Raw genomic sequence first — 11115 nt, 5'->3', positions numbered from 1 at the left:
GCCGCCATGCGCGAGGCGGGCTCCGGGCTCAAGACTGCCTGGCGCGGCCAGATCACGGGCGCGGGGCTCGGGCGTCGGCTCGCTAACTCGATCCGCAGCCAGGCCTACCCGAAGGTGGGCGAGAGCCTGAACGCCGCCGCGCTGGTCTGGTCCAAGGCCCCGGTCATCGTCGGGGCCCACGACACCGGCCCGCTGATCCGCTCCCGCGACGGCTTCTGGCTGGCGATCCCGCTGCCCGCCGCCGGCAGGGGGCGGCGCGGGGCAAAGCTGACACCGGGCGAATGGGAACGGCGGAGGGGCATGCGCCTGCGCTTCGTCTATCGCCGGCGTGGCCCCAGCCTGCTGGTCGCCGAAGGGCGGCTGAACACCAAGGGCCTCGGTGTCGCCTCCCGCTCCAAGACCGGCCGGGGTCGCGCAACCGTGCCGATCTTCCTGCTGGTGCCGCAGGTCAAACTGCCGAAGCGGCTGGATCTGGACCGCGATGCCGAGCGGGCACTTGATAGTGTGCCGGGGTTGATCTTGGCGAACTGGCTTGAAACCCGCCTCTGAAGCCCATGGTCGACAGTTCCCTTCGATTGGCATATATTGCCAATTACGGAGAAAGCACCATGGCCACGAGAAACGTCGTCCTGACCGAAAGCCAGTCCGCGCTGGTCGATCGCCTGGTCGCCACTGGGCGATATCAGAATGCCAGCGAGGCCCTGCGCGCAGGGCTGCGGCTTCTGGAAAGCGAGGAGGCGCAACTCGATGCCCTGCGTGCGCGGCTCGAGACAGGTCTGGATCAGGCCCGGCGCGGCGATCTCGCCGAGGGTTCGGGTGAAGACGCTATCCGGCGGGCCTTCCGCGCCGCGCGGTCCGGTCGGTGAGCGGCAAGCCGTGGCGGCTGACACGGGCAGCCGAAGCATCGCTCGTCGACATCGCGCTCTGGACCATCGAGACCTTCGGCCCGCGACAGGCCGAGGCCTATGAGGCCGACCTGATCGAGCGCTGCGCGGCAATCGCGCGGGACGAGGCGCCGTGGCAGCGCTGCCGCAAGGTGATTGATCCGCGCCTGCCCGAGGATCTGCTCTTCACCCGCTGCGGCGAGCATCTGATCGTGTTCGTGGATGAGTCCGACAGGGTGATCATCGTCGATTTCCTGCATGGACGGCGCGATCTGCCCGCGCGGCTGACCGAACTGGCGCGCCGGGACGACTGACCGGACCCATCTTGTAGCTTCGAGGTTTCGATGCCCACCCCTCGCGAAACCATCCTCGCCGCGCTGCATGCGCGGCTTTCGGCGCTTCCCGCCACCGCCCTGCGCGGCGAGGTGCTGCCCGAGCGGGTGCCGACCGAAGGCCTGCTGATCCTCCGCGATGGCGAGCCGGGGGAGCCGGAGGTGACGCTGTCGCCGCTCGTCTATCACTACCAGCACCGCGCCGAGATCGAGGCGGTGGTCCAGGGCGCCGACCGTGACGCGGCCTTCGATACGCTGATCGCCAGCATCGGCGCAGCCCTGGCAGCCGACCGGACATTGGGCGGCCTGTGTGACTGGGTCGAGGCGGAAGCGCCCCGGCCGGTCGATCTGGCCGTAGAGGGTGCGGCGAGCCTGAAGGCGGCGGTGATCACGGTCGTCCTGCATTACACAACGGCCGATCCCCTGGCCTGATCCCAACTCAAGGAGAACACCATGGCACGCGCCCAGGGGGCGCGGTCGCAGCTGGCGGCCGCGTTCGAGACCACCTATGGCACCGCGCCGGCCTCGGGCTTCATGCAGATGCCCTTTGCCAGCGCCTCTCTCGGGGCCGAACAGCCGCTGCTGGCTTCCGAGCTTCTCGGCTACGGCCGCGACCCGCTGGCGCCCTTGAAGGACGCGGTGACGGCGGACGGCGACATCACCGTGCCGCTCGACGCCGAGGCCTTCGGCTTCTGGCTGAAGGCGGCCTTCGGGGCGCCGACCACCACCGGCACCACGAACAAGACCCACACCTTCAAGTCGGGCTCGTGGTCGCTCCCGAGCATGGCCATCGAAGTCGCGATGCCGGAGATCCCGCGCTTCGCCATGTACACCGGCTGCGTGCTCGATCAGCTCAGCATTGCCATGCAGCGCTCCGGCCTGCTGACCGCCGACGTCAAGCTGGTGGCCCAGGGTGAGAACGTCGCCACCGCCACGGCGGCGGGCACGCCCACGGCCTACGCCCTGCAACGCTTCGGCCACTTCAACGGCGCGATCAAGCGGAACGGCACGAGCTTGGGCAACATCGTCTCGGCCGATCTTACCTATGCCAACAATGTCGAGCGGATCGAGACCATCCGCAACGACGGGCGCATCGACGGGGCCGATCCCTCGATTGCCGCGCTCACCGGCAAGATCGACGTGCGGTTTGCCGACACGGCGCTCATGGACCAGGCGCTGAACGGGACGGCCGCATCGCTGGAGTTCTCGTGGACCATCTCCGCCAATGTGAGCCTGACCATCACCGCACACGCGGTCTACCTGCCGCGCCCCCGAGTGGAAATCCAGGGGCCACAGGGCATCCAGGCCAGTTTCGACTGGCAGGCGGCCCATGATGCCGTTGCCGGACAGATGTGCACAATCGTCCTCAAGAACGCAGTTGCGAGTTACTGACCATGCTGAACCTCGATCTCACCAACGAACCCCGCTGGCACGAGCTGGCGCCCGGTGTCCGGGTGCATCTTCGCCCGCTGACCACCGCCCTGATGGTGGCGACGCGCAGCGATCCGGCCGTCGAGGCGGTGCACGAGGAGGCGTCCGACGAGGAGCGCGCGCTGGCGTTCGCGAAGGCGCTAGCGCGGCGCGCCGTGCTCGCGTGGGAAGGCGTGGGCGATGCCGACGGCAATGCGATCGATCCGAGCGCGCAAGCCATCGATGCGCTGCTCGACATCTGGCCGATCTTCGAGGCCTTCCAACTCGCCTACGTCTCCAAAGGCCTGCTGTTGGAGCAGGAAAAAAACGCCTCCGCGCCCTTGCCGAGTGGTCCTTCGGCGGGGGCGAGCGATACTGCGAGGCCTGCCAGGGGCCGTGCCCCGACTGCCCGGCGCGGCTGAACCAGCCGCTTACGCTTGAGGGCTGGCAGGTCTGGGACCTGGTCGGGCGTCTCGGCGGCCAGCTTCGCGTGCTGCCCGGCGCCGTGATCGGCTGGGACATGGCGGCCGCGCTGTCGCTTGGCGATGCCCTTGGCGTCCCATCACTCGCAACAGCCGAACTGCTGCCCGTCATCGAAGCGGTGATGGTGGCCAAGCTCAACGAACAGATGGAACACGCGCATGGCCGAGAAGAGGGTTAGCGTCCGCCTCGCGGCGGTCGGCGGGCGGCAGGTGCGCGCCGAACTGGAGGGCGTGGGCGAGGCCGGCGCCCGCAGCTTCGGGCGCCTCAGCCGCGAGATGGAGTCGGCCAACGCGCGTCTCGCGGGCTTTGCGCGGCGCGTGCGGGTGGCCGCTGCCGCCGCTGTCGCCGCCGCAACGGCGGCGGGCGTCGCCATGGTGCGGTCCGGTTTGCAGACGGTCGATGCACAGGCGAAGCTTGCGCAATCGCTCGGCACCACCGTCGCCTCGATCCAGACGCTGGAACGCGCGGGGGAACTCGCCGGCGTGTCGATGTCCGGCATCGAACAGGCGACGAAGGACCTGACACGGCGGCTGAGCCAGGCGGCTGCGGGAACCGGCCCGGCAGCGCAGGCTCTTGAGCGGCTGGGGCTCTCGGCCTCCGACCTGCTGGCGCTGCCGCTCGACGAGCGCGTCGGCGCGATCAATGCCGCCATCGAAGACTTCGTGCCAGCCGCCGAGCGCGCGGCGGTCGCGGGGCAGCTGTTCGGCGAGGAAGGCTCGATCGCCATGAGCCGGATCGACACGGCGACGCTGCGCCAGGCGACGGAGGATGTGCGCGCCTTCGGGGTTGTGGTCTCGGAGACGGACGCCGACCAGATCGAACGGACAAACGACGCCATCTCCCGCCTCGGGCTGATCTGGCGGGGGCTGTCGAACCAGCTTGCCGTTGCCGCCGCACCGGCGCTGGAAGCCGTCGCCGATGCCATGGCCGCAGTTGCCAGCCGCACAGGGCCGCTGGGCCAGGCCATTGCGCGGCTGTTCGACAATATCGGCCGGTTGACCACCTATGCCGCGACCTTCGCGGGTTTCCTCGCCAGCCGCTGGGTGGCTGGCATGGCCGGCGCGGCCCTGTCCGTCCGTGGTCTCGCCACCGCGCTGGTCGTCCTGCGCGGGGCGCTCATCCGCACCGGCATCGGTGCGCTGATCGTCGGCGCGGGCGAGTTGATCTACCAGTTCACGAAGCTCGTGCGCGGCGCCGGCGGCTTTGGCACGGCGCTCGAACTCATGGGCAATGTCGCGAAGGCGGTCTGGGACGGGATCAAGGTGACCGTCTCCTCCTTCGTCGACGATTTCCGGGCCATGCGCGCCGACATCGAGGCGATCTGGCTGCGGCTCATGGCCTTCCTTTCCTCGAGGTGGGCCGACTTCCTCGCCCAGATCGGGCCGACCTTCAACGCGGTCTCGGAGCGCATCGGGGCGGATGCACGCATCGACGTCTTCGGCGCGCAGAGCTACGCCTCCTTTCTCGACCACGCCGCCAGCAATGCCGGCCACCAGGCCGATGCGCTGAGGTCACGCGCGGCGGACACCCGCGCCCATGCCTTCGACGGCGTGCGCGCGGCGGTGGACGCGCTGAGGGCCGCGATGCAGTCAAGCGGCGAGGACGGCGCGGATGCGCTCGACGAGGCGAGGGCGGCGGCCGACCGGGTGACGGAGGCGCTGGACACCGCCGGCCAGGCGGGTCGGGCTGCGGGCGCGGCCAATGCCGATGGCGCGGAGCAGGCGGCAACGGGCTGGGCGGCGGTCACCGCGACGCTCGCGGACTATGCCGCCAGGGCCCGCGACATCGGCGCCGATATCGGCCAGTCCCTCGTCGGCGCATTCCGAAGCGCCGAGGACGCGGTGGCGGAGTTCGTGAAGTCCGGCAAGCTCGACTTCCGCGATCTGGTGACGTCGCTCATCGCCGATCTGGCGCGGCTCGCCGTCCGGCGGTTTGTCCTCGGCCCGCTCGCAGGCGCGCTTGGCGGCATCCTCGGCGGCGCGGGTGGGCTCTTTGCCAACGTCCTGCATGCGGGCGGGATGGTCGGATCCAGTGGACCCACGCGCATGGTCCCGGCCATGGCCTTTGCCGGCGCGCCCCGGATGCATTCGGGAGGCTGGGCGGGGTTACGGCATGACGAGGTGCCCGCGATCCTCCAGCGCGGCGAACGCGTGCTCTCGCGCCAGGAGGCGCAGGCCTACGGTGCGGGCGGTGGCGTCACGATAAATATCAACGCCCGCGATGCGGAAAGCTTCCGGCAGTCGCGCATGCAAGTCGCGGCGGACATTGCCCGGGCGGTGTCGCTGGGCCGCAGAGGGCTCTAGGCTATGGCGTTCCACGAGGTTCGTTTTCCGGACGACATCAGCCGGGGCGCGCGCGGCGGGCCGGAACGACGCACGCAAATCGTCGAACTGGCCTCGGGCGACGAGGAGCGCAATGCCAGCTGGGCCAACTCGCGACGGCGCTACGATGTCGCCTACGGCATCCGTCGCGCCGACGATCTCGCCGCCGTCGTCGCCTTCTTCGAGGCGCGCAACGGTAGGCTTTACGGCTTCCGCTTCAAGGACTGGGCAGACTGGAAGTCGTGCGCACCGTCGCGGACGCCATCGGCGACCGATCAGGTCATCGGCACTGGCGATGGAGCAACGACGGCATTCCAGCTTGTGAAGGCCTACGCCTCGGGCGCCCAGACCTGGACCCGGACCATCACCAAGCCAGTGGTCGGAAGCGTTACGGTGGCTGTCGACGGCGTGGAACAGGCAGGCGGCTGGTCGGTCGACACCACCACCGGCATCGTCAGTTTCGACAGCGCGCCCGCGGCAGGCGTCTCCATCACCGCAGGGTTCGAGTTCGACGTGCCGGTCCGCTTCGACACCGACACGCTCGACGTGACGCTCGACCTCGAGCGGCTCGGCTCCATCACCTCCATCCCGCTCCTGGAGATCCGGCGATGAATGACAATTCCGGCTTCGTCGCGGGCGTCTTGCGCGACCTCGCGGCCTCGACGGCCGTGATCCTTGCCGCCTGGGGCGCGCTCGGCGGGGCTACAAACGCGCTGACCACGAAGATGCGCCTGCGCGATGCGCTGCGTCACATCCTGCTCGGTGGGCTGATCGCCGCCGGCATGGGCAGCCTGTCGATGGCCGTCATCACCAGCTGGCTCGGCCTGCCGCCGCAGGCGATCCCTGCGGGCGGGGCAGCGGGATCGGCCGCTTATCTCGTCGGTGTCTTCGGTCCGGCGGTGATCGAACTGGTGCTCGCCCGCCTTCGCCAGGCGCGGGAGGGCGGCGATGACTGAGCTCGTCCGTGTCCTGCGCGGCCTGCGACGTCTGACCGACGACCCACGCGACGCTTTCGCGCACCGTCTGCGCATCGGCCTCGCGGTCGCCGCGCTGATCCTGCTCCTCTCGCTCCTGAGGTAACCCCATGCACATGACAGACCGGGGCTTGCTGGCCCTTGCCCGGCACGAAGGCGTCGTGCCCGGGCCCTACCGCGATTCCACCGGCACCTGGACCTTCGGCATCGGCCACACGGCCGCCGCCGGACCGCCAGATCCGGCAGAGATGCCCCGCGGGATGCCGGACGATCTGGACGCCGGGATCCAAGAGGCGTTCCGGGTGTTTCGCACCGATCTGGCCCGCTACGAAGCCGCCGTGCTGCGCGCCGTGACCGTGCCGCTTGAGGCCCACGAATTCGATGCGCTGGTCAGCTTTCGCTACAATACCGGTGGAATTTCCCGCGCGGCGCTGACCCGGCACCTGAACGCCGGCAATCGCGTAGCCGCCACCGATGCATTTCTGAACTGGCGCAAGCCCGCCTCGATCATTCCGCGCCGGGAGGCCGAACGCGACCTGTTTCGGCATGGCCGCTATCCCGGTGGCACGATCCCGGTCTGGTCCGTGGACCGGGCAGGCCGCGTGGATTTCTCCCGGCCGATCCGTCGCCTGACCGAGAATGAGGCGCTGAAACTGTTGCGTCCCGCCAAGCCCGCCATTCCCGCCACACCCAATCTGTCGACCGGCTGGCTCGCCCGGCTGATCGCCTTGTTCTCCACCCTGATCCGGAGGAGCTGATCCCCATGCGCTACATCCGACCTAACTCGCTCACCTGGTGGGCGGGCCTGCTCGCCATGCTGACTGGCATCGCCTCCGTCGCGCTGCCCGCCACTGGACCAGTTGGCGAGCTTTCCCGCCTCGTTGCACTGCTCGCAGGCTCCGGGGATGCCTCGCCCGCCGGGCTCATCTTCCTCGGCCTCGGCCTGATCGGCCTGCGTGACCGGATCGAACGGGGGTTCCGGGGCGATGTTTGAGTTTCTGGCGGGGTTCATACTGGGCGGCTGTATCGGCGTTTTCATTGTCGCCCTCTGCGTCGCCGCCGGGCGCGGGGAGCGGAACGATGGCTGAATTCCTGATCTGGCTGGTGGCGGCTCTGGGCGCGGTCGGGGGCGTTGTCCTCGGCCGCATCTTGGGACGTGTGGAAGGCAGGCGCGCGGGCAAACGGGAGGCGGAACGCGATGCATTGGAAGACACGGTCGAACGCACCGAGCGCGGGCGCAACGCGGTTCTCGATGGCCGCGACGCTGGCGATCCTGCTGAGCGGTTGCGCAACAACGACGGTGCCTGGTGACGCGGGCTGCATCTCCTACGCAGAGGGGCGGCTGGCACGGCCACCTGCAGAGACCGTCACCGCAGTGCCACCCGCATGGGCGAACTGGATTGCCGATCTCGATGACCGCATGACGGGAACCTGCCGATGAAATCCCTTTCGCCCTCGCTGCAGGCCCATCTCGAAGAGGGGACGACCACGCTCGCCTGGTGCTGGCGCATCACCCGCGCCGATGGCGTCCCCTTCGGCTTCACCGACCACGACCGGACGCTGAGCTTCGACGGCACCGACTTCGAGCCGGAGAGCGGACTCACGGCCTCCGAGGTGCGCTCGGGCTCGGACCTGTCCGTCGATGCTCAGGACGCCGAGGGCGTGCTCACCTCGGACAGGATCACCGAGACCGATATTCTCGATGGCCGGTGGGACAACGCCGAGGTCGAGGTCTGGCGCGTGAACTGGGCCGACACGGGTCAGCGCGTGCTGATGCGACGCGGCGCCATCGGACAGATCCGGCGTGGGCGGCTGGCCTTCGTCGCGGAGGTCCGCTCGCTCGCCCACGTCCTCGGGCAGACGGTGGGGCGGACATTCCAGGCGACTTGCGATGCGGCGCTCGGCGATGCACGTTGCGGCGTCGATCTGGAAGACCTGACCTTCAAGGGAACCGGCGCGGTAATCGACCTTTTGCGCGACCGGGCCTTCACCGCCTCGGGGCTCGCTGGGTTCGATGCCGGCTGGTTCACCTTCGGCACGCTGGAATGGACGAGCGGGGCGAATGCGGGGCGGCGCACCGAGGTGCTGGGCCATGACGTCACGGACGGCATCGCGATCCTGACCCTGCTCGAGGCGCCGGTGCGGTCCATAGCCGAGGGCGACGCTTTCGCCATCCGCGCCGGCTGCGACAAGCGGATCGAGACCTGCGGGGCAAAGTTCGCCAACACCGGCAATTTCCGTGGCTTCCCGCATATCCCCGGCCAGGACACGATCCTGCGCTATGCCACGAAGGACGGCGGCCACGATGGGGGCGTGCTGTGACCAACGTCGTTTCCAGCGGAAACGACGGGCGGCAGTGCGTCGCTTCGCGATGCACGAGAGCCACCGCCGACCCAGACAGGGTGATCGCGGCGGCGCGGTCCTGGCTGGGCACGCCCTATCACGACCAGGCAAGCCTGCGCGGCGTCGGCTGTGACTGCCTTGGGCTAGCCCGGGGCATCTGGCGCGAGGTCGTCGGCCCTGAACCCTTCCCGATCCCGGCCTACAGCCGCGATTGGGGCGAGACCGGCCCGCGAGAGGTTCTGGCCGAGGGCGCGCGCGCCATGATGATCGAGGTGGCGCCCGCCGAAGCCGGGCCCGGCGCACTGGTGCTGTTCCGGATGATGCCCCGCGCCATCGCCAAGCATGTCGGGATCCTGACCGGACCCGACAGCTTCCTCCACGCCTATGAGCGCCTCGGCGTGATCGAGGAACCGCTCACTCGATCCTGGCGGCGGCGCATCGCCTTCGCCTTCCTGTTTCCTGACGAGGTCTGAACCTTGGCAACGCTTGTCCTCGGCGCAGCAGGCGCCGCCATCGGCGGTTCGATCGGCGGCGCGATCCTCGGCGTGAGCGCGGCGACCATCGGCGGCTTCGTCGGCTCGACCATCGGGTCGGTTGTCGACAACTGGATCGTCTCGTCGCTCGCGCCCACCCAGCGCATCGAGGGGCCGCGGCTCGATTCCTTGCGGATCACGTCCTCGACCGAGGGCGCCGTCATCCCGCGCGTCTACGGCCGCATGCGCATGGGCGGCAACGTGATCTGGGCGACCGACTTCCGCGAGGAGACCAAGACCACAACGCAGGGCGGCGGCAAGGGCGGCGGGGGCGGCGGCAAGGTCAAGACCACCGAGTATCTCTACTACGCGAGCTTCGCCGTGGCCCTCTGCGAGGGCCCGATCACCGGGATCGGCCGCATCTGGGCCGACGGCAAGCCGATGGACCTCTCCGGCGTCACATGGCGCTGGTGTCCGGGCGACGAAGCGCAGGCCGCGGACCCGTTCATCGCGGCGAAGATGGGCGCGGCCAACACCCCGGCCTATCGCGGCACCGCCTATGTCGTCTTTGAAGACCTCCCGCTCGGTAACTTTGGCAACCGCTTGCCGCAACTCTCCTTCGAGGTCTTCCGCCCGCTTGCCGATCCGGACACCGCCGAGGGGCTGACGCAGGCCGTCACCATGATCCCGGCCTCGGGCGAGTTCACCTATGCCACGACCGGCATCCGCAAGGGCAGCGGCGGCGCGCAGACCTCAGAGAACCTGAACGCGCTCTCGGATACCGCCGACATGGTGGTGGCGCTCGATCGTCTGCAGGCGATGGCGCCGAAGGTCGAGAGCGTCAGCCTCGTCGTCGCCTGGTTCGGGAACGATCTCCGCGCGGGCGACTGCACCATCCGGCCCGGCGTGGAGGTGTCGGCGAAGACCACCAGCCCGCAGACATGGTCCGTCAATGGTGTCTCTCGCGCGGCCGCCCATCTCGTCAGCCGCGACGACCAGGACCGCCCCGTCTATGGCGGCACGCCGGCCGACTTCGCGGTCGTGCAGGCGATCAAGGAGATGAAGGCGCGTGGGCTCCGCGTCACCTTCTATCCGTTCATTCTGATGGACGTTCCGCTCGGCAACACGCTACCGAACCCGTATTCCGACAGCGCCGCCGAGACGGGCCAGCCGGCGTTCCCCTGGCGTGGCCGGATCACCTGTTCGCCTGCGGCGGGCTATGCCGGCAGCGTCGACAAGACTGCCGCTGCGGCCGCGCAAGTTACGGCCTTCTTCGGCGGCGCCAGTCCGTCCGACTTCGCGGTCTCGGGCGAGACCGTCTCCTGGACAGGGCCTTCCGGCGACTGGGGGCTGCGCCGCATGGTGCTGCACTACGCCCATCTCTGTGCGGCCGCGGGCGGGGTCGATGCCTTCCTGATCGGCTCTGAGCTGCGCGGCCTTACCACCATTCGCGACAGCGCCACCACCTATCCCGCGGTGGCGCAGCTTCAAAGCCTCGCGACCGATGTGCGCTCTATCCTCGGGCCCGGAACGGCGATCAGCTACGCTGCCGACTGGTCGGAATACTTCGGCCATCAGCCCGGCGATGGCTCGGGCGACGTGTTCTTCCACCTCGACCCGCTCTGGGCCGATTCGGAGATCGATTTCGTCGGCATCGACAACTACATGCCGCTGTCGGACTGGCGCGATGGCTTCGAGCACGCCGATGCGCAAGAGGGCTGGCCCGCGATTTACGACCGGGCTTATCTGCAAAAGAACATCGCCGGCGGCGAGGGCTTCGACTGGTTCTATGCCAGCGACACCGACCGCGCCGCGCAGGTCCGCACACCAATCACCGATGGCGTTTACGGCGAGCCATGGGTGTTTCGATACAAGGATCTGTGGAACTGGTGGTC

At 69.1% G+C, this 11115-nt stretch carries 17 protein-coding genes; all 17 read left to right on the top strand.

What is annotated here, in order from left to right:
- A partial coding sequence (locus tag C4S70_RS17655; RefSeq protein WP_104009414.1) for a DUF6441 family protein occupies positions 1-549 on the top strand: 549 nt, incomplete at its 5' end.
- A 59-nt stretch (positions 550-608) separates the two neighbouring features.
- The gene (locus tag C4S70_RS17650) at positions 609-866 is read left to right on the top strand and encodes a type II toxin-antitoxin system ParD family antitoxin (protein WP_104009412.1); all 258 of its coding nucleotides are present in this window, start codon (positions 609-611) and stop codon (positions 864-866) included.
- Positions 863-1198 carry a type II toxin-antitoxin system RelE/ParE family toxin gene (locus C4S70_RS17645; RefSeq protein WP_104009411.1) on the top strand — a complete coding sequence of 112 codons (336 nt, stop codon included), beginning with the start codon at positions 863-865 and terminating at the stop codon, positions 1196-1198. Before C4S70_RS17650 ends, C4S70_RS17645 begins: the two co-directional genes overlap by 4 nt.
- Before the next feature lie 30 nt (positions 1199-1228).
- The gene (locus C4S70_RS17640; RefSeq protein ID WP_104009410.1) at positions 1229-1648 is read left to right on the top strand and encodes an acyl-CoA transferase; all 420 of its coding nucleotides are present in this window, start codon (positions 1229-1231) and stop codon (positions 1646-1648) included.
- 21 nt (positions 1649-1669) lie between these two features.
- The gene (locus tag C4S70_RS17635; RefSeq protein ID WP_104009409.1) at positions 1670-2608 is read left to right on the top strand and encodes a phage tail tube protein; all 939 of its coding nucleotides are present in this window, start codon (positions 1670-1672) and stop codon (positions 2606-2608) included.
- Between the two features lie 2 nt (positions 2609-2610).
- A complete protein-coding gene (locus C4S70_RS17630) occupies positions 2611-3048 on the top strand; it encodes a hypothetical protein (RefSeq protein ID WP_104009408.1) in 438 nt (145 codons plus the stop codon).
- Between the two features lie 68 nt (positions 3049-3116).
- Positions 3117-3287 (top strand): DUF7697 family protein, encoded by a 171-nt coding sequence (locus C4S70_RS17625; protein WP_235003885.1) that lies wholly within the window; start codon positions 3117-3119, stop codon positions 3285-3287.
- Positions 3268-5412 (top strand): phage tail tape measure C-terminal domain-containing protein, encoded by a 2145-nt coding sequence (locus tag C4S70_RS17620; protein ID WP_104009407.1) that lies wholly within the window; start codon positions 3268-3270, stop codon positions 5410-5412. The genes C4S70_RS17625 and C4S70_RS17620 overlap by 20 nt, the downstream gene beginning before the upstream one ends.
- 3 nt (positions 5413-5415) lie before the next feature.
- Positions 5416-6042, top strand: coding sequence for a DUF2460 domain-containing protein (locus C4S70_RS17615; protein WP_104009406.1), 627 nt, complete (start codon positions 5416-5418; stop codon positions 6040-6042).
- Positions 6039-6386, top strand: coding sequence for a Clp protease/crotonase-like domain-containing protein (locus C4S70_RS17610; RefSeq protein ID WP_104009405.1), 348 nt, complete (start codon positions 6039-6041; stop codon positions 6384-6386). The genes C4S70_RS17615 and C4S70_RS17610 overlap by 4 nt, the downstream gene beginning before the upstream one ends.
- On the top strand, positions 6379-6510 hold the full coding sequence (locus C4S70_RS19345; protein ID WP_268807796.1) for a hypothetical protein: 132 nt from the start codon (positions 6379-6381) through the stop codon (positions 6508-6510). Before C4S70_RS17610 ends, C4S70_RS19345 begins: the two co-directional genes overlap by 8 nt.
- Positions 6511-6520: 10 nt before the next feature.
- The gene (locus tag C4S70_RS17605) at positions 6521-7162 is read left to right on the top strand and encodes a lysozyme (protein WP_235003884.1); all 642 of its coding nucleotides are present in this window, start codon (positions 6521-6523) and stop codon (positions 7160-7162) included.
- Between the two features lie 5 nt (positions 7163-7167).
- A complete protein-coding gene (locus tag C4S70_RS17600; RefSeq protein ID WP_104009403.1) occupies positions 7168-7398 on the top strand; it encodes a hypothetical protein in 231 nt (76 codons plus the stop codon).
- 86 nt (positions 7399-7484) lie between these two features.
- Positions 7485-7715 (top strand): hypothetical protein, encoded by a 231-nt coding sequence (locus C4S70_RS17590; protein WP_104009401.1) that lies wholly within the window; start codon positions 7485-7487, stop codon positions 7713-7715.
- A gap of 126 nt (positions 7716-7841) precedes the next feature.
- Positions 7842-8726 carry a DUF2163 domain-containing protein gene (locus C4S70_RS17585; RefSeq protein WP_104009400.1) on the top strand — a complete coding sequence of 295 codons (885 nt, stop codon included), beginning with the start codon at positions 7842-7844 and terminating at the stop codon, positions 8724-8726.
- A gap of 80 nt (positions 8727-8806) precedes the next feature.
- Positions 8807-9220 carry an NlpC/P60 family protein gene (locus C4S70_RS17580; RefSeq protein ID WP_104009399.1) on the top strand — a complete coding sequence of 138 codons (414 nt, stop codon included), beginning with the start codon at positions 8807-8809 and terminating at the stop codon, positions 9218-9220.
- Between the two features lie 3 nt (positions 9221-9223).
- On the top strand, positions 9224-11115 hold a 1892-nt coding region (locus C4S70_RS17575; RefSeq protein ID WP_104009398.1), incomplete at its 3' end, for a baseplate multidomain protein megatron.

The sequence above is a fragment of the Jhaorihella thermophila genome (genome assembly GCF_900108275.1).
In the GTDB taxonomy this organism is placed as follows: Bacteria; Pseudomonadota; Alphaproteobacteria; order Rhodobacterales; family Rhodobacteraceae; genus Jhaorihella; species Jhaorihella thermophila.
Note: the sequence above shows the minus strand (reverse complement) of the source record. Positions and strands in the feature narration are given on the sequence as shown.

Coding starts and splice junctions, on each gene's coding strand:
- C4S70_RS17650 (WP_104009412.1), top strand. CDS start 609: ATGGCCACGAGAAACGTCGTCCTGACCGAAAGCCAGTCCGCGCTGGTC.
- C4S70_RS17640 (WP_104009410.1), top strand. CDS start 1,229: ATGCCCACCCCTCGCGAAACCATCCTCGCCGCGCTGCATGCGCGGCTT.
- C4S70_RS17635 (WP_104009409.1), top strand. CDS start 1,670: ATGGCACGCGCCCAGGGGGCGCGGTCGCAGCTGGCGGCCGCGTTCGAG.
- C4S70_RS17630 (WP_104009408.1), top strand. CDS start 2,611: ATGCTGAACCTCGATCTCACCAACGAACCCCGCTGGCACGAGCTGGCG.
- C4S70_RS17620 (WP_104009407.1), top strand. CDS start 3,268: ATGGCCGAGAAGAGGGTTAGCGTCCGCCTCGCGGCGGTCGGCGGGCGG.
- C4S70_RS17615 (WP_104009406.1), top strand. CDS start 5,416: ATGGCGTTCCACGAGGTTCGTTTTCCGGACGACATCAGCCGGGGCGCG.
- C4S70_RS17610 (WP_104009405.1), top strand. CDS start 6,039: ATGAATGACAATTCCGGCTTCGTCGCGGGCGTCTTGCGCGACCTCGCG.
- C4S70_RS19345 (WP_268807796.1), top strand. CDS start 6,379: ATGACTGAGCTCGTCCGTGTCCTGCGCGGCCTGCGACGTCTGACCGAC.
- C4S70_RS17605 (WP_235003884.1), top strand. CDS start 6,521: ATGACAGACCGGGGCTTGCTGGCCCTTGCCCGGCACGAAGGCGTCGTG.
- C4S70_RS17600 (WP_104009403.1), top strand. CDS start 7,168: ATGCGCTACATCCGACCTAACTCGCTCACCTGGTGGGCGGGCCTGCTC.
- C4S70_RS17590 (WP_104009401.1), top strand. CDS start 7,485: ATGGCTGAATTCCTGATCTGGCTGGTGGCGGCTCTGGGCGCGGTCGGG.
- C4S70_RS17585 (WP_104009400.1), top strand. CDS start 7,842: ATGAAATCCCTTTCGCCCTCGCTGCAGGCCCATCTCGAAGAGGGGACG.